At 43.7% G+C, this 23,382-nt stretch carries 18 protein-coding genes; 5 read left to right on the top strand and 13 right to left on the bottom strand.

All coding sequences use genetic code 11. From position 1 onward, the window contains the following. Positions 1–113: 113 nt before the first annotated feature. From ACS8FA_RS16990 to ACS8FA_RS16950, 9 genes are all read right to left on the bottom strand, one after another. Positions 114–2,330 carry a PhoX family protein gene (locus tag ACS8FA_RS16990; protein WP_439264285.1) on the bottom strand — a complete coding sequence of 739 codons (2,217 nt, stop codon included), beginning with the start codon at positions 2,328–2,330 and terminating at the stop codon, positions 114–116. A 294-nt stretch (positions 2,331–2,624) separates the two neighbouring features. After that, entirely contained in the window at positions 2,625–3,254 is a 630-nt protein-coding gene (locus tag ACS8FA_RS16985; protein ID WP_439264302.1) for a fumarylacetoacetate hydrolase family protein, read from the bottom strand. A 251-nt stretch (positions 3,255–3,505) separates the two neighbouring features. Continuing rightward, the gene (locus ACS8FA_RS16980) at positions 3,506–4,231 is read right to left on the bottom strand and encodes an ABC transporter permease (RefSeq protein ID WP_101205569.1); all 726 of its coding nucleotides are present in this window, start codon (positions 4,229–4,231) and stop codon (positions 3,506–3,508) included. 12 nt (positions 4,232–4,243) lie between these two features. Next, positions 4,244–4,978: an ABC transporter permease gene (locus tag ACS8FA_RS16975; RefSeq protein WP_057758316.1), complete on the bottom strand. Its 735-nt coding sequence runs from the start codon at positions 4,976–4,978 to the stop codon at positions 4,244–4,246. Between the two features lie 443 nt (positions 4,979–5,421). Next, complete coding sequence (locus ACS8FA_RS16970) at positions 5,422–6,369, bottom strand: ABC transporter substrate-binding protein (RefSeq protein ID WP_439264282.1); 948 nt, start codon at positions 6,367–6,369, stop codon at positions 5,422–5,424. Positions 6,370–6,441: 72 nt separating this feature from the next. After that, positions 6,442–7,338 carry a transporter substrate-binding domain-containing protein gene (locus ACS8FA_RS16965; protein WP_238050788.1) on the bottom strand — a complete coding sequence of 299 codons (897 nt, stop codon included), beginning with the start codon at positions 7,336–7,338 and terminating at the stop codon, positions 6,442–6,444. A gap of 152 nt (positions 7,339–7,490) precedes the next feature. Further along, complete coding sequence (locus tag ACS8FA_RS16960; protein WP_179799075.1) at positions 7,491–8,291, bottom strand: transporter substrate-binding domain-containing protein; 801 nt, start codon at positions 8,289–8,291, stop codon at positions 7,491–7,493. 337 nt (positions 8,292–8,628) lie between these two features. Then, positions 8,629–9,426 carry an ABC transporter ATP-binding protein gene (locus ACS8FA_RS16955; protein ID WP_057758311.1) on the bottom strand — a complete coding sequence of 266 codons (798 nt, stop codon included), beginning with the start codon at positions 9,424–9,426 and terminating at the stop codon, positions 8,629–8,631. Between the two features lie 348 nt (positions 9,427–9,774). Next, a complete protein-coding gene (locus ACS8FA_RS16950) occupies positions 9,775–10,080 on the bottom strand; it encodes a hypothetical protein (RefSeq protein WP_179799076.1) in 306 nt (101 codons plus the stop codon). 431 nt (positions 10,081–10,511) lie between these two features. Between ACS8FA_RS16950 and ACS8FA_RS16945 the strand changes: the two genes are divergently transcribed. The 4 genes from ACS8FA_RS16945 (at position 10,512) to gltS (ending at position 14,545) form a co-directional block, all read left to right on the top strand. Then, the gene (locus tag ACS8FA_RS16945) at positions 10,512–11,813 is read left to right on the top strand and encodes a glutamate-5-semialdehyde dehydrogenase (protein WP_179799077.1); all 1,302 of its coding nucleotides are present in this window, start codon (positions 10,512–10,514) and stop codon (positions 11,811–11,813) included. Positions 11,814–11,934: 121 nt separating this feature from the next. Beyond that, on the top strand, positions 11,935–12,681 hold the full coding sequence (locus ACS8FA_RS16940; protein WP_439264279.1) for a ribonuclease domain-containing protein: 747 nt from the start codon (positions 11,935–11,937) through the stop codon (positions 12,679–12,681). Between the two features lies 1 nt (position 12,682). Beyond that, positions 12,683–13,132, top strand: a complete 450-nt coding sequence (locus ACS8FA_RS16935; RefSeq protein WP_439264277.1) for a barstar family protein — start codon at positions 12,683–12,685, stop codon at positions 13,130–13,132. A 138-nt stretch (positions 13,133–13,270) separates the two neighbouring features. Then, the gene (gltS, locus tag ACS8FA_RS16930; RefSeq protein ID WP_347162476.1) at positions 13,271–14,545 is read left to right on the top strand and encodes a sodium/glutamate symporter; all 1,275 of its coding nucleotides are present in this window, start codon (positions 13,271–13,273) and stop codon (positions 14,543–14,545) included. Between the two features lie 135 nt (positions 14,546–14,680). Here the strand turns inward: gltS and ACS8FA_RS16925 are convergent, their stop codons facing one another. The 4 genes from ACS8FA_RS16925 to ACS8FA_RS16910 form a co-directional block, all read right to left on the bottom strand. After that, positions 14,681–16,189 (bottom strand): alanine/glycine:cation symporter family protein, encoded by a 1,509-nt coding sequence (locus ACS8FA_RS16925; protein ID WP_439264275.1) that lies wholly within the window; start codon positions 16,187–16,189, stop codon positions 14,681–14,683. A gap of 437 nt (positions 16,190–16,626) precedes the next feature. After that, the gene (gene glyA / locus ACS8FA_RS16920) at positions 16,627–17,883 is read right to left on the bottom strand and encodes a serine hydroxymethyltransferase (RefSeq protein ID WP_439264273.1); all 1,257 of its coding nucleotides are present in this window, start codon (positions 17,881–17,883) and stop codon (positions 16,627–16,629) included. 582 nt (positions 17,884–18,465) lie between these two features. Then, the gene (locus tag ACS8FA_RS16915) at positions 18,466–18,954 is read right to left on the bottom strand and encodes a chorismate--pyruvate lyase family protein (protein ID WP_439264271.1); all 489 of its coding nucleotides are present in this window, start codon (positions 18,952–18,954) and stop codon (positions 18,466–18,468) included. 98 nt (positions 18,955–19,052) lie between these two features. Continuing rightward, complete coding sequence (locus ACS8FA_RS16910; protein WP_439264269.1) at positions 19,053–20,426, bottom strand: GNAT family N-acetyltransferase; 1,374 nt, start codon at positions 20,424–20,426, stop codon at positions 19,053–19,055. A gap of 607 nt (positions 20,427–21,033) precedes the next feature. Here ACS8FA_RS16910 and ACS8FA_RS16905 point away from each other — a divergent pair. Continuing rightward, the gene (locus tag ACS8FA_RS16905; RefSeq protein ID WP_191114679.1) at positions 21,034–23,253 is read left to right on the top strand and encodes an NADP-dependent isocitrate dehydrogenase; all 2,220 of its coding nucleotides are present in this window, start codon (positions 21,034–21,036) and stop codon (positions 23,251–23,253) included. Positions 23,254–23,382 lie beyond the last annotated feature (129 nt).

The following is a 23,382-nucleotide window of genomic DNA, read 5'->3' as shown; positions in this document are numbered from 1 at the left end:
GTCTCGTTAGCCATTAAATCATTATTAAAATAAAAAACCCCAAGCCTTAACTTGGGATTTTTATGGTTATGAGTACTCTGGTTGTTTCTATTATCTGCCTATAGCTTATCTATCTATGTCGTGCTATCAGCCGTATCAAATGATTCTGCCAGTATGACATCACCATCCTCACGAGTAATCATCACAGTCGCTGAGCGAGGAATACTACCGCCAGCGACAGCGCCCCATGTATTACCGGGATGCTGAATGTTGATAAACAGCGTCTTAAAATCTGGTGCCATGGTAATACCTGTTACTTCGCATCCTTCAGGACCAACAAAGAATCGTTTAATATTGTCATTGCTAGCAGATGTGCCGACTCGGGTTGACTGCCCTGCCGATGTGGTCGTCATCGTTCCATCACTGACCTTACCCGGTAGAGCCGCGAGCAACATACAGCTACTGGTATCGGTATAAGCGCCGTCATCTGTCTGAATCCATAAGACACCGCGCGGGTCAAAATATAGCCCATCAGGTGAAGAAAAGTCATTATTATCATTTAATTGAGAAAGGTTTTCTGCTGATAAATCACTTGGCGCACCAAACAGATAAATATCCCATTCGAAGCTCGTTGCAGCATGGTCGCCGCCCGCTTCTGCCCAGCGAATGATATGGCCATTGTCATTACCAAGTGCTTTTCCGCTTGATTGATAGCTACGCGGATTGGAAGCTGAGACAGGCTGGTCATCACGTACGCCGCGATATTTATTATTGGTTAATGTCACATAGACATCACCCGTCATAGGACTGACCGATACCCATTCCGGTCGATCCATCTTAGTAGCACCAGCAGCATCGGCAGCTGCACGGGCAAAAACCAATACTTCATCTTGCCCATTGAATGGCAGTACACTATTAAAAGCATCTAGTCCGTTTTGACCATGGACGAGTGCCTTCCACTCACCGCTACCATCTTCGTTAAAGACCGCCACGTATAGCGTGCCGTCATTTAGATACTTGTCACCTGCTTTTAGTCCGCCGCCGATGTCCGAGTTGGACCACATTGCTTTGGAGACAAACTTATAAATGTACTCACCTCGGGCGTCATCACCCATATAGAAGACTACTGGCTTACCTTGCTCAACCGGAGCATACGCGCAGTTTTCATGAGCGAATCGGCCCAGTGCAGTACGTTTTTGCGGTATAGAGTTTTGGTCAAATGGGTCAATCTCAGTAATATAACCGAAAGTGTTAAAGCCATAGCGATAATCTTCCGCAGCACTGGCACCGACAGCTGTCATATCCCAGCGTGAGAACTCGTCTGCTATTTTGGCATCCTTTGCCTCTGGGGTATGCCATAGATACTCCCAACCTGGGAAGTCCTCCACCGCACCGTAGCGCTCGCGCGCATAGTTATCACCAGCGCTCAATTGGCTGGCATCTTGTCCACGGGCAAACACCCCCAAGAAATTCTCTTCGGTAGTCAGATAAGTACCCCACGGTGACAGACCTGCGCCGCAGTTATTATTGATGCCGCGAGTCTGATAGCCTGTCGGATCAAACTTGGTCTTGACCAGAGCAGAGCCTGCCACAGGGCCGGCCAATTGTGCTGTTGTACTACTGGTAATGCGACGATTGTATTTAGAGTCAGGTACCATCTCATAACCCATACCATCTGCACGGCGAGTTAACTCGACCACTGAGACGCCATGACAGTTGACTTCACGGCGGACGTCGCTTGCGAGACGGCGGTTTTGAAAGATAGGCGCAGCTTCGTTATCTTGAGTGACGTAATAGCCAAATGGGCTAAGCTCACTGCTATTAACGTATTCATGATTCATGACTAGCAAGCTGTTTTCTGACGCTTTGGCATCGTAAGCGTTACCGTTTTTGCCAAAGAACCACATCCCATCATGGTTGTCACCCATACGCCATTCAAATGACTCTGCTGATTGCTCGCGATTGTCTTTCCAATCCTCGATACCAGAGTTCAGCGGTGTACCCAGTGGTAATATCATCTCTGCCTTGTAGCCTGCTGCTACGGTCATCGTATCCGCTGTTGAATGCGCAACTGCTTCAAACTTTAAGGTATCAGGACGCTTCAAATTACCTTGTGCAGGGATAGCGGCATTATCGTCATTACCAACAATACTGCTATCGTCGTCTTCACTACAACCGACCAAAGGTAATGCGCCAAAAAACGCAGCAGCCGTCAACCCTGTGCCACCTTTTAGGATACTACGGCGGTTCAATCGACGATTGATAATCGTCTGAAAGTCAGTATTATTAGTAGGGTTTGAGTCTTCAACCACTTCGTGGGCAAGCGTTCGCTCATTGTTCAATAATGTCATTATCAGTCACCTTGCTATTAGGCTAGATTGGCAGAGAGTTGATCGCGGCTTTATAATTACGACCACAAAAATACGAATTCCGCTTAAGTCTACTCAACCTTTATGACAGCACGCTGAACAATAGGTGACAAACTGATGACAATCGACTGTACTGATGATTTAGAAATAGAATGATTAGATAATTAGCATTGTTTGGCAGTTAGCAAAGTCAAAAAATAAATATAAAGGCTTAAAAACAAAAACCCCAAGCAATTGCTCGGGGCTTTTAATATGTATCTGTTATCGCAATCAAGCTCACTGTACTTGTGATACCCACTCATGAGCACCCAGTTTTAGCTTAAGCTGATCGCCTGCTTGCAACACACCAACGCCGCTTGGCGTACCAGTCATAATCACATCCCCTGCTTGCAAACTAAAGGCATGGCTAATATTGACCAGCAATTCATAGACAGGAAATAGCATTAAGGCACTATCGCCATCTTGCGTTAATTTATCATTGATAGATAGCTGATACTGTACATTCTGCAGATTGCCAAACGCTTGCGGGTCGAGCCAATCAGCAAGGACGCAAGCTCCGTCAAAACACTTAGCACGCTCCCACGGATGACCTTTTTCTTTTAGCTTGCTTTGCAAATCACGTAAGGTCAAATCCAGTCCCAATGTCACACCACCAATGGCTTGCTGAGCTTGCTCAATCGTCGCCATAGATAAGTCAGCTGATAGCTGAATACATAGTTCGGCCTCGTAGTGAGTCTCGCCAAACAGCTCTGGACTTGGGCGAACCACATCACCACGGATAGAAACCACTGAAGACGCAGGCTTCATAAACAGTATCGGCGTGGTTGGCACTTCATTGCCCAACTCTGCAGCATGTGCCGCATAGTTGCGACCAACACAGACAACTTTACCAATAGAAGTACGCAATCTTTCATTATGATCGATAGCGCCCTGCTCGGCATTGACACCAGCTGCAATTGCGTTCGCTAATGACTCGTGTGGCGATTGGCTCATACTAAACTCTCCCTGTAAATGATGGCTATTTTATCAGCAGTCCATACTATATTGTCTACAGTGACTTTGACGATTTTTAGTTGCTAATTGCTAATTGCTAATTGCTAATTGCTAATTGCTAACTGCTAATTGCTAACTGCTAACTGCTAACTGCTAACTGCTAACTATGGAATCGTATTGGTCACCACATCTGGCGGTACATAACTGGCATGACGGTTCATACGTTTTTCAAACATTCTAAAGCTAAACAAGATAACCCACGACAGCAATAGATAGACGATACCAGCGGCAAAGAATAGCTCCATCAAGGTATAGGTACGCGCACTAATCGTACGAGCAACACCTGTGATATCCATCAATGCAATAGTTGAAGCTAGCGCACTGCCCTTTAGCATAAAGATAACTTCGTTACTGTATGCTGGAATCACAATACCAAATGCGCGCGGCAGCGTAACGCGTGTTAGCTTTTGCCATTTTGACATACCAAGTGCATCAGCAGCTTCAAGCTCTCCAATTGGAATCGTCTGAATCGCACCACGTATAATCTCAGCTAGATAAGCACTGGTATTGAGGGTAAAGGCGATGATGGCACACCAATATGCTTGGCTAAGTACTGGCTCCCATAAGAACGACTCGCGTACGGCCTCGAACTGACCCAAACCATAATAAATCAGGAATATCTGTACCAGCAGCGGCGTACCACGGAAAAAGAAGATATACAGAAACGGTAGTATCTGTACCACCCAATTCTTAGACAGTCGTAATAACGCCAAAACCAAACCAAACAGCAATCCAATCACACCTGAAAACAAGACCAGCTGTACGGTCAATACCGCGCCGCCTAGTAAATCAGGGATATGGTCAAAAATGACCTGCCAATTCCAATCCATAGTATCTCTCCTCTACCCTATGGTCGATTGACTGTGAGTGGATTGACGGCTTATCTTTTTGGCATAGCGTGCCGCAGGATTGGCGCGCCACTCAAGCCACATCATAAAGCCAGTAATCAACATGGTCAGACCCAAATAAATAATCGCTGCTGCCATATAAAAGGTAAACGGCTGCTGTGTAGACTGTGCCGCACGCGATGACTGATACATGATGTCTTTGAGACCCACGACCGATACCAATGCGGTATCTTTGAGCAGTACCAAAAATAAATTTCCCAAACCTGGTAAAGCAATCTGCCACACTTGCGGCAAAGTGATGCGATAAAAGGTCTGAAAAGGACGCATACCAATTGCTTGCGCAGCCTCTCGCTGCCCTACTGGAATCTCTTGAATGGACATGCGAAAAATCTCAGTCGCATACGCACCAAAAGCAATAGACAGCGCCATGACACCACCCCAAAAAGCGCTAATCTCGACATAGTCGTTATAGCCGAACTTTTTGAGGATGCTCATCAATAAGATAGAGCCGCCATAATAAATAAAGAGCACCAATAGCAGCTCAGGAATACCGCGCATCGTCGCAGTATAGACAGTCGCAAGTTTACGCAGCAACCAGATATTGGACATCTTTGCGGTTGCGCCGAGCAAGCCTAAAGCCAAACCAATGATTAAACTGGTCACAGCTAGCTGTATGGTGACGGTAGCGCCGCTTAATAAAAGCGCGCCAAATCCTTGTAAGTCAAACACGATTATCCACTCAGTCTCTTTATATTAGCAATTTGCAAAATATGAGTTAAAAGAATCAGCATCAATAGCTGAACGCGGCAAAACACCGTATTTTATACCAAATCAATAGGGATGGTCGGCGTCAAAAAATGACGTCAGAAGAATACGATTAACGCTGCGATAATTGACACAGTAGAAATGAGCGCTGATTTTATCATATTCACTCACCGTGATGTTAATACTGACGCGTAAAAGCTGCGCCTAAACCGTACTTAAACAGACACTTGCCTCTAGATACATACAATCAGCCGACTAAATTTGAGCAAAATTGATAGGCGGCTATTATGTATATTCGTTGCTATAACGACAAATAAAAAAGGATATCACCATGAAGGCGATATCCTTTTATTGATCAAAACACGATTTTTTGACTGCTGTCTTTGACTACTATTAGCTATTCGCTATTAACTAACGTTTTCTGTCGCTGGTTGGTCGGCAGTATTTGTATCTGTGCCTGTATTTGCGTCTTCATCAACTGTGCTCGTTGCAGACGCTGGCACCGCAAAGTACTTTTGATTGATTTTATCGTAAGTACCATTAGCTTTTATATTAGCAAGAGACTGATTGATCTTTGCTTGTAGCGGATCGCCTGGGCGTACTGCTATGGCAAAGTTATCATTGATATCGATCTCATCACCTTTAAGCGCATATTTGCTACCAGCATTTGAGCTCAGCCATTCTATGGCAGGCAGCTTATCAGAAATCATCGCATCGACACGGTTTGAACCGAGATCCAAAAACGCATTGCTCAACGTATCATAAAGCTTCATATCGGCTTTTGGATACGTGTCTTCTAGCCACTGCGATGAAATGGTTGAACGCTGTGCAGCAATAGAATGCGAGTCGATATCGCTGTTGTTACTAGGGTCAAAGCTGCTGTCTTTTTTGGCCAAAAAGACCAAGGCATTGCTAAAGTACGGATCGGTAAAGCTCACCTGCTGCGAACGCTCTGGAGTAACGGACATCGCGGCCACGATTGCATCGTACTTACCCGCTTTTAGACCAGGGATAATACCGTCCCAGTCCTGCGCCACAATCTCACAAGTTACCTGCATATCCGCACAAAGTGCATTTGCTATCTCAACATCAAAACCACCCAGTGTCCCATCGGCATTGGTATAGTTAAAAGGTGCATAGGCCCCTTCTGTACCGATGCGTAATACATCACCTGTAGACGCTGCCGTTGTTTTGGTAGCCTCTGGATTGGTATCAGCTGCACTCTCTTGGCTATTGCTACAGCCAGCAACGGTAAAGGCCGTCGCTAGTGCGAGCAATGACATAGACAGACGACTGGCTACATTAATGTTAGATTTGCCAGTCGTGGTACAGATTGGGGCACAATGGTTGCTCATGATCATCCTTGGTTTTTTCTTGAGTAAACAACACGTCTTTAAACAACAGCAGTAAAACTGCTAAATATCGTATTAGTTAGCTGGTGCTTCTTCTTCAGCGACCACTACTTCTTCGACACTATCAGTTGTTGCTACCGCTTTTTGTGCTGCAGCCGTTGAGCTAGTACCAAAATAGCTACCCGTGATTTGATCATAGGTACCGTTGTCTTTTAGCTCAGCCAATGCTGCATTGAACTTAGCAATTAAAGGATCGCCTTTACGGAAAGCAATACCCATTGCGTCATCATTGGTGCTGATTTCTTCACCTTTAACTTCGTAGCCTTTGCCTGCGTCTGTTTTTAACCAGTCAATACCCGTTACTTTGTCAGACATCATACCGCGCACACGACCTGAGGTCAGATCTAGATAAGCATTGTCTTGCGTATCATATAACTTGATATCAGCATCTGCATGCTCGTCTTGTAGGTATTGCGAGGCAACAGTTGAGCGCTGTGAGGCAATTGGTAGACCTGTTAGTGACTCTACGCTTAAGTCATCACCTTTTTTACCGATCAAGATGATACCGCTATGGAAGTAAGGGTCACTGAAATCAACCACTTCTTTACGCTCAGGCGTGATAGACATACCTGCGATAGCTGCGTCAAATTTCTGCGCGTTAAGCCCTGGAATCAAACCATCCCAATCTTGAGAGATGACTTCACACTCAGCTTTCATTTGCGCACATAATGCGTCAACCAGCTCAATCTCGTAACCAATCAGTTTGCCATCTGCATCGGTATAACTAAAAGGCTTATAACTCGATTCTGTCGCAATTTTGATATTTAAAGGTGCTTCAGTAGCGGTGTCAGCTTCAGCATTTTCTGCTGGTGCTGAGCTATTGTTACAACCTGCCAGCATTAGCATCGCTGCGCTAAGCGGTGCTAGCCACAATGCTTTTTTGCTCATTGATGATGTCATTGAAATTGTCATAAGTTTTATTCCTTAATATATTTACCAGCTGTATCGTCAATCACTGCTTGCTGATTCATGCTTATAAACACCGTTTATTTGAAACATGCTTGGTTTTAAGCATTACTCGCATCAAACGTTACTTGTTCTAAGCATAAATCTTCAGTGAGTCATTATTGACCAAAGTTCATTTGCTCAAGACGTGCAAGCTCACCGTTACTACGGATTTCGCTCAATGCTTTGTCAAAGTCAGCTTTGAGTGAATCACCTTTACGTACAGCAATGGCAATATTGTCATCGTTATCAATTTCATCACCAACGATACCGAAGCCCGCTGCGTTTTCTGCTAACCATGATTTGGCAGAAACTTTTTCAGCCAATACGGCATCGCTACGACCAGATTTTAGATCTAGATAGGCATTGTCATAGTTGTCATACAACTGAACTGTGTTGCCTTCTTTGCCTTCGTAGTTATCCTGTAGATAAGCACCTGGCGTAGTAGAACGTTGACCACCAAGCGTTGCATCTTTAATCGCCATAGGATCAAAACCACCATCCGTATTGGTCAGCCATACCATCGTATTGGCAAAGTACGGCTCGCTGAAATCAACTTTTTCTTGACGCTCAGCAGTGATAGACATACCTGCAATCACAGCATCATATTTTTGTGCCAATAGACCTGGGATGATACCGTCCCAGTCCTGTGCAACGATTTCACACTTGGCTTGCATTTGATCACATAATGCATTGGCAACATCGATATCAAAACCTGCCAAGCTGCCGTCAGCGTTGGTGTAGTTGAATGGAGGGTAAGCGCCTTCAGTGGCGATACGAATGGTTTTACCAGTGGTTTCTGCTGCAGGGGCGTCAGCGTTGGTATCGGTAGTTTCATCGGCAGGTTGGCTACAAGCGCTCAACATCAATGCAGCAGTAACGGTCATTGATGACCACAATAGGCGAGAATTCGACATCATACGTTCCTTAAATTCTGATGGGTTTTACATAAGTTTTTGACAGGATCTTCTGACTTAGGGTTCTGATATTTTGTTCTCTGACGTCCCTGCCAGACAAGCAATATAGATAGCAGAATAACAGACAGCCACGAGACGTGACGGCCTATAAACCTTTTGATAATACCTGAGTAAAATATCAAAAACAAACGTTTTGCATACTCATAGTTATCATCGGGCAATAAACAGTCAACAATGGTTACGTTACAGTGATTTTACGTTTGGCAGGATAAATGGTGGCAAGAGTGTTGCCACCATCTGTATTGGACATGATATTAGGCAAATAACTAATAACTAATAACTAGGTAGGACGGTGTGACGCCATAAAATCTTTAACACGCTCAGAGGTAGGGTTATCAAAGACTTGCTCAGGTGTGCCAATTTCTTCGACCACACCTTGATGTAAAAAGACGACTTTGCTTGATACTTCACGGGCAAAGCGCATTTCGTGAGTAACGATAAGCATCGTACGCCCCTCTTCTGCTAGCTCGCGCATTACTGCAAGCACTTCGTTGACCAGTTCAGGATCTAGTGCAGAGGTTGGTTCATCAAACAATAGGACTTGTGGCTGCATAGCAAGCGCACGGGCGATAGCAACACGCTGACGCTGACCACCAGATAAGTTGGCAGGATAAGCGTCTTTTTTGTCGAGCAGGCCTACTTTATCGAGCAGCTTTTCTGCATCACTAATTGCTTGGTCTTTTTTAATCTTTAAGACCTGCGTTGGCCCTTCGATGATGTTTTGTAGAATTGTCTTATGCGGCCACAGGTTGAAGTTCTGAAAGACAAACCCGACGCGTGCGCGCAAGCTTTCTAGCTGCTTCACGTCTGCTGCTTGTAGCTCACCTGACTTGGCAGGTTTTAGCATCAGCTCTTCATTACCGATCAAGATACGACCATGATTGGGGTTTTCTAGAAGATTAATACAACGCAGCAACGTCGACTTACCTGAGCCAGATGAGCCCAAAATAGAGATAACATCGCCATCATAGGCAGTTAGGGATACCCCTTTTAATACCTCTAATGAGCCGTAGCTTTTATGGATGTCTTGTAAGTCTAGGGCGATAGGCCGAGTCGGGTTTTTTGCAGTATCAAGCATGGTTCAGCAGACTTCCAATAAATATGAGTGAAAACACGAATAAAATAAGAGCTATATCTATATATAGTACAAGCATCTAGATGCATTATCGTAATATGCCTGATGAGGCAAAGAGAAAAATGCCATATTGTCTCTTATTACGCAGTAAAAAGGCAAATATTGTATTTAACCAACGGGTTAATCAGTTTTTAGCAAACTACGAATACAAAAAAGCCCAGACTGCATTTATCGCTCTGGGCTTTATTTTATCACTTTAGAATACGAGGCGTTGTGTTATCTGATAACTGCCTATTTATAGTATGTAGTTAGTACATTTAATATGTCGCTAGTGCATTCTATAATATGCGATTAGTACGTCGATACATGCTCTGAGTCTTCAGTACCGTCCATCATATCCGCATCTTCTGCTGTCGCCACTGCCACATCATCGTTATTGGTAACGTCCATACCCTCATCATCGGCACTAGCCACGGCCACATCGTCATTGTCACTCGCTGTTGCACTTTCTTCTACAGAGGTTTGAGCATCTACAGTAGTATCAGCTTCAGTTTCCATCGGTGTGTCGTCTTTTTTACTACAAGCGCCTAATGCTAGAGCACCTGCGACCAAGCCAACCGTTAACCAATTTTTATAAGTTGTATTTTTCGTAGCCATGTTCGTTCTCCATCACTTATCATAATAAGATTAAGTACTATCTACTGATAGCCTTGCTGTTTTAATGCTTACTATACTGAGGATATCTCGCAGCTACCTTAGTATTTACAGCGCAATTCTGTTAAAAACACGTAAAGATATAGTGTAGTACTGATAACGCGATTATCTTAAATAAATACCGCTTAGCATGAACAATATTACTTTGAATAAGCCCTTACAAGAGCGTTGCAAAGCGGATTCTGTTCACAAAATCATCTTTACTATCGTCTCAATCTGCTCTATGTTAAATAGCATAATGACCTACCGTTATCTAAGTAGGCATTCAAAACTTCTTTTTTTGCGACATTTTTCGCCTTTTTAGGTACTTTTACCTATATAAAATTGGGCGCTTTTAGTTATAAAAAACTTGTATCACATAAGGAAAATAATTTATGAGTCAATCGAATACTACGGATATTACGACCTATATGCAGTCTGTCGGCAAGCAAGCACGAGCTGCTTCTCGCGCGCTAGCTGCTGCCAACACTGGCGATAAAAACTCAGCACTATTGGCCATTCATGATGAGCTGGTCAATGCCAAACAAGACATCTTGGCAGCCAATAAAATCGATATGGACAACGGCCAAAAAAACAATCTTGATAGCGCACTCCTCGACCGCTTGGAGCTGAACGAAGCACGATTTAGCGGTATGCTACAAGGTCTTAAAGATGTCGCTGGCCTTCCTGACCCAATTGGTGAAGTCACTGACATGACCTATCAGCCATCAGGGATTCATTTGGGCAAAATGCGGGTGCCACTTGGTGTGGTCGGTATGATTTATGAGTCGCGCCCTAACGTAACATTGGAGGCTGCCTCACTAGCACTCAAGTCAGGCAATGCTATTATCTTGCGCGGTGGTTCTGAAGCATTTGAATCTAACCAAGCGATTGCTAAATGCATTATCAAAGGTCTTAGCCATACTGATCTATCGGAACATAGCGTGCAAGTGCTACAGACAACCGATCGTGCAGCCGTTGGTGAGCTGATTACCATGACTGAATATGTCGATGTCATCGTCCCACGTGGTGGTAAAGGTCTGATTGCGCGTATCAGTAACGATGCAAAAGTACCTGTAATCAAGCATCTAGACGGCAACTGCCATACCTTTATCGATAGTGATGCGGATCCTGAGATTGCGATTAAGGTCAGTGTCAATGCCAAAACACATCGCTACGGCACTTGTAACACGATGGAGACGCTACTGGTCGATGAAACAGTCGCAGATGAGCTATTGTCTAAAATAGCAGAGGCCATCGTCGCTGCTGATGATGCAATGCAACTACGTCTTGATGACAAATCACAAGCTATCCTAAATGAAAACGCTAAGCTTGAAGGTCATTTATCCGCTGCCACGGCTGAGGATTGGGATACTGAATATTTAGCTCCTATCCTAGCGGTAAAAGTGGTCGCAGGTATTGACGAAGCGATTGAGCATATCAATACGCACGGCAGCCATCATACCGATGTTATCATCACTGACAACTATACCAAATCGCAACGCTTCATCCGTGAAGTTGACTCGGCCAGCGTTATGATTAACGCTTCTAGCCGTTTTGCTGATGGTTTCGAATACGGTCTCGGTGCTGAAATTGGTATCTCAACGGACAAAATCCATGCCCGTGGCCCTGTCGGTCTTGAAGGTCTGACGTCGCAAAAATGGATCGTTTATGGTCATGGCGAAACCCGTGCTTAATCATACTAGCATCGACTATCAAAACGAGTAATCAGAAACGTCAGCAATTATGCTGGCGTTTCTTCGTTTAAATCACAAGTATTTTAGTTAAGGCATTTAAATTATAGGGAGCGATACGACCATGCAAAGTGGCAAGATTAAGCACTGGAACGAAGATAAAGGCTATGGCTTTATCGATGTAGATAATCAAAGTGAAGATGTGTTCTTTCATATTAGCAAAGCACGATTGGCGAAGCCTATAACGGTTGGTCAAAGTGTCTACTTTAACAGTGCCCGTAACGACAAAAATCAATTGAGAGCCACTGAAGTGACCTCATCTTCGTTGAGCCTTGACCAAGATACTGCATCAGATGTTCCAAGCTATACACCTGCTAATACTAATAACCATCACAGCACTCGTAACTCAAATCGTAGCAGTCACAATAGCAGACCCAATAAAAGAAGCTTAGGCTCTACACTATTTAGCCTGATCGCTATCATCGCCGTCGCCTTCTATTTCTTTGGCGATTTAAATTCGACATTGCTTGCTGATAGCATCGAGTCGACAACGGTATCGCAGGACGTTACTAACAATACGAGCCAAACCACTACTGCTGGTATAACGGGTGATGCACAGGTCGATAATACGATTGCGCTTATTCAGCAAGGTGGTCCGTTTCCTTACCCAAATAAAGATGGCACGACATTTTATAACCGTGAAGGCAGACTGCCCGCTCAGTCACAAGGCTACTACCGCGAATATACCGTACCCACCCCTGGTATCTCCCATCGCGGCGCACGGCGTATCGTCACAGGTGGCAACCCGCCTACTGTCTATTACTTGACTGTCAATCACTATGATAGTTTCCAAAGACTACAGGTGCCTTAATATGAAAAAAGAAAATATGAACCAAGCGAATACGAACCAAGCTGATATGAATCGAGACAGTATGAACCAAGCCATCCACTACGTTAATCAAAGCCACGTGAATCAAGACCACATTAACCAAAACGGTACAGCACTGGATACTAGCATTCCTGCGCAGGCTGTTACTATAGGCGTCGGTGACACGCTCGACAAAACTGAGCTATTGACGAGTTTGGCCAAGGCCTGTGACTTTCCTAGTTATTTTTCACACAACTGGGACAGTGCATGGGATTGTCTAACAGACAGTGAGGCAATTCATTTAAAGCTGGATTTGACAGATGTCAAAAGGATAAACACTGAGGACTTCAATGTCTTTAAAAGCATCATTGAAGATGCCTTTAGAGAATTTGGCAAACCGCAATTGTGGATTATTGTGCCATCTGAGGATGAAGCTTATACGTTAGAAAATTAGTCGCTAACAGCCTATATGTTGCAAGCCCGACCGCCGATAGTCACCGATAATTATTCGTCATCATAGAAACCTGAATTCGAGATAAAGCCATATTTATCCCGAATTCAGGTTAATTTATTTTATAGAAAGGATTAACCTATGGAGATTACCTTAAACGGTTATTACACCCTGATATTGGCCACCTTAGTGCTGCTACTTGGGCGGTTTTTGGTGCGGAGAGTCAAGTTTTTAGAAGACTTTAATATTCCAGAACCTGTTGCTGGTGGTTTGGTCGCAGCGATTGTTGTCTATGCTCTCAATATGGTTTGGGGATATAGTTTTAATTTTCATCAAGGATTACAGACCGCCACCATGTTGATGTTCTTTGCCTCCATCGGTCTGAGCGCTGATTTTAGTAGGCTAAAAGCAGGCGGCACACCATTACTAATTTTTACTATCGTTGTTTCAGTGTTTATTGTATTGCAGGACGTCGTTGGTGTGGCTATGGCAAGTGCGTTAGGACTTGATCCTTTGCTTGGTCTAGTGACAGGGTCTATCGCTCTAACTGGTGGTCATGGTACAGCAGGCGCTTGGGGTATTACGTTAGAACAAGACTATGGCGTGGTCGGTGCGACGACGCTTGGTATTGCGGTTGCTACTTATGGTTTGGTCGCGGGTGGTATCGTTGGTGGTCCTGTTGCCCGTCGCTTGATTAACCGACTTGGCCTAAAACCAACACCAGCCAACCCTAATCCTAGCGATATCGAAAAAGTTGCTGGTGCACAGTCGTTATATAGCACCAAACACGATGAAGAGTCTGCAGGTAGTAATAAAGATATCTTTGAAAGACCTGATAGCATGCGCTTTATCACCGCTTCTTCTACTATCGAAACCTTGGCACTATTCGCAGGTGCTTTGGCTTTTGCCGATGTGATGGCCATCGTTGCTGAAGGTACATGGTTTGAGCTGCCCACTTTCGTATGGGCGCTGGCAGGCGGCGTCATCATTCGCAATGTACTAACGATGGTCTTCAATTTTGATATGTTTGACCGCTCAATTGATGTACTTGGTAATGCGTCTTTAAGCCTATTTTTAGCGATGGCATTATTGTCTTTAAAACTTTGGCAATTGACCGATTTGGCAGGCCCTGTACTAATTATATTGGTTGTACAGACCATCATTATGATTATTTACGTTTACCTCATTACCTTCAAAATTATGGGTAAAGACTACGACGCGGCTGTATTATCAGCGGGGCATTGTGGTTTTGGTATGGGTGCGACCCCGACTGCAATTGCGAACATGCAGGCAGTCACTGATCGCTATCTGCCTTCACCTAAAGCATTCCTGATTGTGCCAATGGTTGGTGCGTTCTTTGTTGATATCGTCAATGCCACGATATTGCAGATTTTTACGAAGTTGCCGTTTATGTAGACTGATGCTGTTACAGAATAAAACTGAATAGCTATCTAGCAAATAACAAATACCAGCCATCGAAAAGCCCGCCAAGAATCATCTTGGCGGGCTTTTTTAATTATCAAGTTATAATAGAATGTTCAATCACATCCATTATTTATACTTTTTAACTTCACCACTTTTCACACGAGCTATGAAAGAATTAACCTCTCTTTTCACAACTGGCATCAAGAAGTATAGACCGATGATGTTGAAGATAGCCATAGCGAACAGAGCCGCATCTGAGAAGTCGATAACGAAGCTAAACTGTACGATGGTACCGATAACAACGAAGATTAAGAAGATAAGTTTGTATATCATCTCGCCGCCTTTGCCTTCACCGAAGAGGTAAGTCCAAGCTTTTAGACCATAATATGACCATGAAATCATCGTTGAGAAAGCAAACAACAATACCGCGACAGCTAGGAAATACTGGAAGATAGGCGCCGTTTCCATGAAGGCCGCACGGGTTAGATCCACACCAGTAAGCGCTTGGGTTTGCAAGTTTGCGGCAGTGTTCACCCCAGAGATAGTAATAACAAGCGCCGTCATCGTACAGATAACAACCGTATCAATGAAAGGCTCTAACAGCGCTACTAGACCTTCAGTAGCAGGCTCTTTGGTTTTTACCGCTGAGTGAGCAATAGCAGCTGAACCAACACCCGCTTCGTTAGAGAAAGTTGCACGTTTCAAACCTTGAATCAACGCGCCAATAAAGCCACCAGCTACGCCAGCACCAGTGAAGGCACCCGAGAAAATCTCGCCAAATGCAGTGCCGATATGATTAAAGTTAGCAATCAGTACGATTACCGCCATAGTAATGTACAACAAGGCCATAAAAGGTACGACTTTTTCGGTAACGGTTGCGATGCGCGGCATACCGCCAATGATAACCATACCGACTAAAAACGCTAAGCCAATACCAAAGAAAACACTGTAATCCGTTGGAATGCTAAAAGTAGAGCTCATGACTGCAAAGGCTTGGTTACCCTGAAACATGTTACCAGCACCAAAGGTCGCCAATATACACATGAGTGCAAAACCAACAGCCAGGAACTTACCTAATCCGCCCATACCACGTTCAGCCATACCGCGGCTTAGGTAGTACATAGGGCCACCTGATACGACGCCAGATGGTAGTACCGTACGGTATTTGACACCTAGCGTACATTCTACAAACTTAGTCGCCATACCGAATAGGCCGACCATAATCATCCAAAAGGTAGCGCCAGGTCCACCAATAGCAAGCGCTGCACCAACGCCTGCGATGTTACCAAGACCAACGGTACCTGATAGAGCAGTAGCTAAGGCTTGAAAATGGCTGACCTCGCCTTCTTCTTTATTGGCGGGATTTGGATCGGTATATTTGCCTCTGACAATATCTAGAGACAAGCCTATTTGACGAAACTGAATAAATCCAAAGTAAAAAGTGAATACGAGTGCGGCAACTAATAACCAACCCACAATGAGCGGGAAGCTGACGTCTCCAAGAGGTACTGAAAAGAAAATAAGGTCGACGAACCAGCCAAATATATTGGCCATAAAGCCATCGAGACCTGCTCCAAATGCTGCTAAACCTGATTGTTCTGCTGCTTGCGCAAGAGTCGTGCTGAGTAATAGCATCGTTGCGACTAAAGATTATTTTTTCATGTAAATCCCTTTAGTGAAAATAACATTTATATAATTATTCAATCAATTACAGCGATACTAATACAAAGTGTAACTATTTATTATAATTTGTATTAGTATTATTACTAAATGTTCAATACTGACTATATACTAATAGTTTTGTATAAACAAAGAGATTTACATATTTTTCTTAATTAAACATCAACTTAGCTCTTTAAAACTAATAGCGGAACTCAATCAAGCTCACTACATTTATCGAAAAATGTCGGTAGTAGTTTTCAGGTTAAATAGCAAACTTAAATATAATTAAAAAGAGCTCAATGGCAATATCAACATAGGTTTGCGTTGAATGACATAATATTCATAGAGAGCAATAACAAAAAAACCGCTAAGCAAAAGCTTAGCGGTTTTTTTTATTACTATTCTAAAGTTTACTGATTTTTAGCATAGACTGGCAATTCTGCACAAATCGCTTCTACTTTACCGCGTACTTCAGTAGCAACCGCTTCATCACCGCGGCTGTCTAGTATGTCACAGATCCAACCTGCCAACTCACCCGCTTGTGCTTCGTTGAAACCACGAGTAGTAATAGCTGGCGTACCGATACGGATACCAGAAGTCACGAATGGTGATTTTGGATCGTTTGGTACAGCGTTTTTGTTGACAGTGATGTGCGCTTCACCAAGCCATTTGTCCGCTTCTTTACCCGTCATTTCTTGCTTAACAAGGCTGATCAGCATTAGATGGTTTTCAGTACCACCAGAGATGACTTCATAGCCGCGCTCTTGAACGACTTTTGCCATTGCTTGCGCATTTTTTACTACTTGCTGCTGATACGTTTTGAAGTTATCTTCTAACGCTTCTTTAAAGCAAACCGCTTTTGCTGCGATGACATGCATCAACGGGCCACCTTGGTTGCCTGGGAATACAGCTGAGTTTAGCTTTTTAGCCAGTACTTCATCACGCGCCAAAATCATACCTGAGCGTGGGCCACGTAGGGTTTTGTGCGTCGTCGTTGTAACTACATCAGCGAAAGGTACTGGGTTTGGATAAACGCCACCAGCAACTAGGCCTGCCACATGAGCCATATCAACCAATAGATACGCGCCTACTTCGTCCGCGATGTCACGGAAACGCTGCCAATCAACTACTTGTGAGTATGCTGAGAAACCCGCGATGATCATTTTTGGCTTATGCTCACGTGCTAAGCTCTCTACTTGGTCATAATCAATCAGGCCAGTGCCATCTACCAATCCGTACTGTACGGCATTGTAGTTCAGACCTGAGAAGTTGATGTGCGCGCCATGGGTCAAGTGACCACCCGCATCTAGGCTCATGCCTAGTACAGTGTCATTTGCTTCTAGCAATGCTAAAAATACGGCTGAGTTTGCTTGGCTACCAGAATGCGGCTGAACGTTCACATACTCTGCACCGAACAACTCTTTAGCGCGGTCAATAGCCAATTGCTCAACTACGTCCACATGCTCACAACCACCATAATAACGCTTTCCAGGATAGCCTTCTGCGTATTTATTGGTAAGGTCAGTACCTTGTGCTTCCATCACTGCTTGTGAGCAGTAGTTTTCAGAAGCAATAAGCTCAATGTGGTTTTCTTGACGAACGCTTTCTGCGGCCATCGCTTCAGCAAGTACTGGATCAAAATCTTTGATAGAAATATCTTTAAACATAGTGATGTCCTAAGTAGTGACTGTCATTAAAAAACGTCATTGAAAAGAAGCTTATAGCCTGCTCACAATAAAACAACTACTGCGTCAACGTCGCTGAAGTACTATTAATACCCCTGCACGCTGTTTTTCTGCAGTCTGTTTTATGGTATGACCATTATTGTGAATGGAGTCTATTAGCAAAGATTGAAATAAGAATAAATACAGGCGACTGACCTGTTATTAACTTGACTGATTCGTCAATAAAATCAATGTACATTTGCATCGATATCATCGCGAAAGATTAAGTGTAACATGAAAATTTGTGCTGTGAGCGCAAAAAAACCTCACCTTAAGATGAGCGAATTAAATGACTATATAACACAGATAAATAGCCAATAAAATAAAGGATTTACCCGCTGAACGTTTTAGTTAATATGCCTTTTTATGCTGATTTAAGCATAAAATATTTTTAAGAGTGGCTAGATATAATCGATTCAATTTAAAAGTAGTACAAGGCAGCCGAGTGTAGATGTATATCAAATACCTCAAGCTAGGTTAACGCAGTAATACTTTTATAGTGGAGTGACTATTATAGTGAAGTGACTATAAGAACGCCGGTAGGAACGTTTCACTGATCATTATCTTACGACCATGCCAGTCATAACGCGTTTGTCGTTGCCAACCGTCACTGGTATGACTGATAAAACGCTCATTTGGCAAGGTACGGCGACGCTTAAATAACACGTAGCCGATAGGTGTGTTTTTCAGATGCTGAAGACGACGAGACTGACCTTTTAAACTGTTTAAAGGAAAGATGCTCTGTGCTTGCACCCATGGCATGTCATCATTGCCATATAGCTGCACTTCCCGTACCCATGCGAGTACTGGACGATTTAGCATCATGCCTCGTATACCCAGCTGCTTTTTTTGACCTAAAGTCAGCGAACGATAGCCTTCAAAGCTGCGTTTTACGCGCAGCGGCTGCCTTGCCTTCTCTTCTAATATCGCAGTGAGAGAGCCTTCAGCATTTAGCCAAGGTAAGAGTTCAGTAGGAGGTAGGCCGCTGATAGAACTAAAAGAATTGCTGGTCATAGTTTATGGCTAGTATTTTTTATAGGATGTTTGATAGTTAAAAGTGTGTGCAAATAGAAGCAGAGTTAATCAAAGCTGATTACCGTTACGAATTAGTGCTATGAGTCACTACCATCAAATTCCGGCATATTGTCTGCATTAAAAGGCAAAGCCTCAAATGCCTGCTGACGATACTGCGACATATGCTCACGATCTCTGGCACAAAAATCGCCAATCGCCGGTACAAAACGCGGATCATAGATACGGTGGATAGAATGTGTCGTCGTTGGAATAAAACCACGTACCAACTTATGCTCGCCTTGCGTACCAGGATCAAAAGATATCAATCCTTGCTCAATAGCAAACTCGATACCTTGGTAATAGCATAGCTCAAAATGTAAGCTGTCATATTCACCGAGCGCACCCCAGTAACGACCATATAAGGTGGCATTATTATCAACACTACCATCAGCCTTGTCGCTATCAGGTCTGTCATATAAGAACAAACTACTCGCGACAATCTCACCACTGGCGTCGAGTGCTTGCGCAAGCATTATATGCTCAGGCATGCTCGCTGCCAATGCCATAAAAAAATCTATCGTCAAATAAGGCTGCTGTCCGCGTACTGCATAGGTCATCACATAACAGTGATAAAAAGCTTTCCAGTCAGCATCGCTAATAGCATCTCCGCACTTGCGCTGGCAACTAATGCCTTGCTCGGCAACTTTACGGCGCTCAGCCCGAATGGTTTTGCGCTTTTTGGCTTTTAAGGTCATCAAAAAAGCATCAAAATCTGCAAATGGCTTACGGTCATTAAGCAAGTCTTTATTTTGCCATAAGAACTGGCAGCCTTGACGCTCAAATATCGGTAGCTCAATAGCAGCTGACTCTACGCCGCTTTCTTGAGCCGCTATCGCATGCTCCACATCAATTTCAGTTGGCATAGATGTGGTGGCAACAGAGGCTAGCTCAGGTGTCACAAACAGTCCATGCCAGCTTGAGGCGCCCACTTGTTGAGCGATATCATCAATACCTGCGATGGCCGTTCTGAGGATATCTTCATTCAAGGTTTCACCTTTTGCCAACCAAATCCTTTGACCAGTAATCGGTGTATATGGTGCGCTAGTGACCAATCGCGGATAATAATCAACGCCATAGCGTGCATAAGCTTCAGCCCATGCATGATCAAATACAAACTCACCACGATGATGACCTTTTATAAATACTGGCATGACAGCCACAGGCTGCAATGTATTTTCTGCCGCACTATCTACTAAGGTTTCGGTGCTATCTTCACTATCAACACTGTTAGTAGCAACAGCGACACGATGTACCAGAATAAATATCGGTAGCCACCCTGCCTGCTCACCAATTGCTCCGGTGTCAGTCAACGCTTGCCAAAAAGCAAATGACATAAAAGGGGTATCTGGCGTCTGCCACTCTGTTTGGCTCTGCCAGCTGGTATCATTAATCAGCGCATACTCTAAACTCATATTCACCGTCACTATTATAATCGCGATATATTTATCGATAACCAATCTATTGATGACCTAGACTAGCAAATTTTTACGTCATTGCTGTCACAATTTGCAAAAACTTATCCGCACCCAATAGAAAACCACCAACGATAACGCGGGTGGTTTGCAAGAATGCGCTCATGGGCAGTAAGATCAATATAAAACGTCATGAAAAAACAGTAGTTGTATGGAAAAGATGATATCGAAGCCGATGACTGGTAGAATAAGGTTGTTATTAGCTTAGTATAATTCGAAACCATAGGATACGAGCTAAAACAGTATACTTAGTTCATGGTATACGATTGACATCCTATCGGATTTATAGTGGATTGATTATAATGTAGCGTCAGTGATTCACTTTTAGGCAGTTTTGCACCGACCGTTAACGTGTTGCCTTTAAATGCTTTTTTCGTGAATATTATTAAAAGAAAATGTCTAACCTGTCTTAAAAATTTCTACGAAGCTACATATGAAGTACTTGTTCTAACCATATCATAGATTATTGCATAGTATCATTGACGCATATTCAACACTATATTTGAGCTTTATTATTAACTACAGCCTAAAGGAAGATCTAACTAAAATGTCAAAAATTATTTATACAAAAACTGACGAAGCCCCAGCGCTGGCGACTCTGTCGTTCTTACCTATTGTCGAAGCATTCACTAAAACAGCAGGCGTTGAAGTTGAAACCAGCGACATCTCTGTTGCAGCGCGTATATTGGCCGAATTCCCTGAATACTTGACCGAAGAGCAACGTGTTCCTGACAACTTAGCTGAGCTAGGTCGTCTGACTCAAGATCCAAATACTAACATCATCAAACTGCCAAACATCAGTGCTTCTGTACAGCAGCTAAAAGCGGCTATCAAAGAGCTACAGAGCAAAGGCTATGCTATTCCTAACTTCCCTGAAGATCCACAAACTGACGAAGAAAAAGAGCTACGCAAGCGCTATGGCAAAAGCTTAGGCAGTTCAGTGAACCCAGTACTGCGTGAAGGTAACTCAGATCGCCGTGCGCCTAAAGCCGTCAAGAACTATGCACGCAAGCATCCACACTCTATGGGTGAGTGGAAGCAATGGTCAAGCACGCACGTATCACACATGCATGGCGGCGACTTCTACGATGGCGAGCAATCTATGACATTAGATAAAGCTCGTACAGTACGTATGGAGTTGTTACTTGATGACGGTACTCAAAAAGTATTAAAGCCTAAAATTGCTTTGCTTGATAAAGAAGTCATCGATCTGATGGTCATGAGCAAAAAAGCATTGTTAGAGTTTTATGAGCGTGAAATGGAAGATTGCCGCGAAGCTGGTATCTTGTTCTCATTGCACGTAAAAGCAACCATGATGAAAGTCTCACATCCTATCGTCTTTGGTCATGCGGTTAGAATCTACTATAAAGAAGCCTTTGAAAAACATGGCGCTTTCTTTGATGAGCTAGGTATCAACGTCAACAATGGTATGGCAGATCTATACGACAAGATCTCAACGCTACCAGCTTCAAAGCGTGAAGAGATTGAGCGCGACTTGCATGCGTGTCAAGAGCATCGCCCACGTCTGGCCATGGTTGACTCTTCAAAAGGTATCACCAACTTCCATTCTCCAAGTGATGTAATCGTTGATGCTTCTATGCCAGCGATGATTCGTTCAGGTGGTAAAATGTGGGGTGCTGATGGCAAAATGTATGACTGTAAAGCCGTCATGCCAGAGTCTACCTTTGCGCGTATTTACCAAGAAATGATCAACTTCTGCAAATGGCATGGTAACTTTGATCCAAAAACCATGGGTACCGTTCCTAACGTTGGCCTAATGGCTCAAAAAGCTGAAGAGTATGGCTCGCATGACAAGACTTTTGAGTCTAGCGATGCTGGTATTGCACGTATCGTCGATATTGATACTGATGAAGTATTACTTGAAAAACGTGTTGAGAAAGGTGATATCTGGCGCATGTGTCAGGTTAAAGATGAGCCTATCCAAGACTGGGTAAAACTTGCCGTACGCCGTGCTCGTGAATCAGATACGCCTGTTATCTTCTGGTTAGACCCATACCGTCCACATGAAAACGAGCTAATCAAAAAAGTTAGAACCTATCTAAAAGATCATGATACCACTGGCTTACATATCGAGATTATGTCTCAGGTTCGTGCGATGCGTTATACCCTAGAGCGTGTTGCTCGTGGTCTAGATACTATCTCTGCGACCGGTAACATCCTACGCGATTACCTAACTGACTTGTTCCCTATCCTAGAGCTAGGTACCAGTGCTAAGATGCTATCAGTTGTACCATTAATGAAAGGCGGCGGTTTGTTTGAAACTGGCGCTGGTGGCTCTGCACCGAAGCACGTTGAGCAGCTGACAGAAGAAAACCATTTACGTTGGGATTCACTCGGTGAATTCTTGGCATTGACGGTATCTTTAGAGCATCTAGCAAACAACGACAACAATGCTAAAGCTCAAATCTTGGCAGACACGCTAGATACAGCAACAGAAAAACTGCTACTAAATGATAAGTCGCCATCACGTAAAACTGGCGAGCTCGACAACCGTGGTAGCCACTTCTATCTAGCAATGTACTGGGCAGAAGAGCTTGCAGCGCAAGATAAAGATAGCGAGCTAAAAGCGCAATTTACACCATTTGCGCAAAAGCTAAAAGAGAACGAAGAAGCCATCGTTAAAGAACTTAACCAAGCTCAAGGCAAGCCAGTAGACATCAAAGGCTACTACTATGCTGATGAAGAATTGGCTAAGAAAGCAATGCGTCCAAGCGCTTTGTTTAACGAGACATTGGCATCGCTATAATTTTAAGCGACTGCTCTTAGACATTAAGCCTAATCGCTTTTGGTTTTTATACCCAGAAGCGATTATGCGAGTTTAAGTCTTAGTACAAAACACCTCAACCGTCTTCGAACGTTGAGGTGTTTTTTTGTG

This window comes from Psychrobacter sp. 1Y1, from assembly GCF_051847395.2.
Lineage (GTDB): Bacteria > Pseudomonadota > Gammaproteobacteria > Pseudomonadales > Moraxellaceae > Psychrobacter.
The sequence above is the reverse complement of the archived record's forward strand: the minus strand, read 5'-3'. Positions and strand labels throughout refer to the sequence as shown.

Bases quoted from the DNA above. Each gene is read 5' to 3' on its own strand.
- ACS8FA_RS16905 (WP_191114679.1), top strand. From the start codon at position 21,034: ATGTCAAAAATTATTTATACAAAAACTGACGAAGCCCCAGCGCTGGCG.
- ACS8FA_RS16915 (WP_439264271.1), bottom strand. From the start codon at position 18,954: ATGACCAGCAATTCTTTTAGTTCTATCAGCGGCCTACCTCCTACTGAA.
- ACS8FA_RS16990 (WP_439264285.1), bottom strand. From the start codon at position 2,330: ATGACATTATTGAACAATGAGCGAACGCTTGCCCACGAAGTGGTTGAA.
- ACS8FA_RS16950 (WP_179799076.1), bottom strand. From the start codon at position 10,080: ATGGCTACGAAAAATACAACTTATAAAAATTGGTTAACGGTTGGCTTG.
- gltS (WP_347162476.1), top strand. From the start codon at position 13,271: ATGGAGATTACCTTAAACGGTTATTACACCCTGATATTGGCCACCTTA.
- ACS8FA_RS16955 (WP_057758311.1), bottom strand. From the start codon at position 9,426: ATGCTTGATACTGCAAAAAACCCGACTCGGCCTATCGCCCTAGACTTA.
- ACS8FA_RS16960 (WP_179799075.1), bottom strand. From the start codon at position 8,291: ATGATGTCGAATTCTCGCCTATTGTGGTCATCAATGACCGTTACTGCT.
- ACS8FA_RS16965 (WP_238050788.1), bottom strand. From the start codon at position 7,338: ATGACAATTTCAATGACATCATCAATGAGCAAAAAAGCATTGTGGCTA.
- ACS8FA_RS16980 (WP_101205569.1), bottom strand. From the start codon at position 4,231: ATGGATTGGAATTGGCAGGTCATTTTTGACCATATCCCTGATTTACTA.
- ACS8FA_RS16945 (WP_179799077.1), top strand. From the start codon at position 10,512: ATGAGTCAATCGAATACTACGGATATTACGACCTATATGCAGTCTGTC.
- ACS8FA_RS16935 (WP_439264277.1), top strand. From the start codon at position 12,683: ATGAAAAAAGAAAATATGAACCAAGCGAATACGAACCAAGCTGATATG.
- ACS8FA_RS16970 (WP_439264282.1), bottom strand. From the start codon at position 6,369: ATGAGCAACCATTGTGCCCCAATCTGTACCACGACTGGCAAATCTAAC.
- ACS8FA_RS16925 (WP_439264275.1), bottom strand. From the start codon at position 16,189: ATGCTATTACTCAGCACGACTCTTGCGCAAGCAGCAGAACAATCAGGT.
- glyA (WP_439264273.1), bottom strand. From the start codon at position 17,883: ATGTTTAAAGATATTTCTATCAAAGATTTTGATCCAGTACTTGCTGAA.
- ACS8FA_RS16940 (WP_439264279.1), top strand. From the start codon at position 11,935: ATGCAAAGTGGCAAGATTAAGCACTGGAACGAAGATAAAGGCTATGGC.
- ACS8FA_RS16910 (WP_439264269.1), bottom strand. From the start codon at position 20,426: ATGAGTTTAGAGTATGCGCTGATTAATGATACCAGCTGGCAGAGCCAA.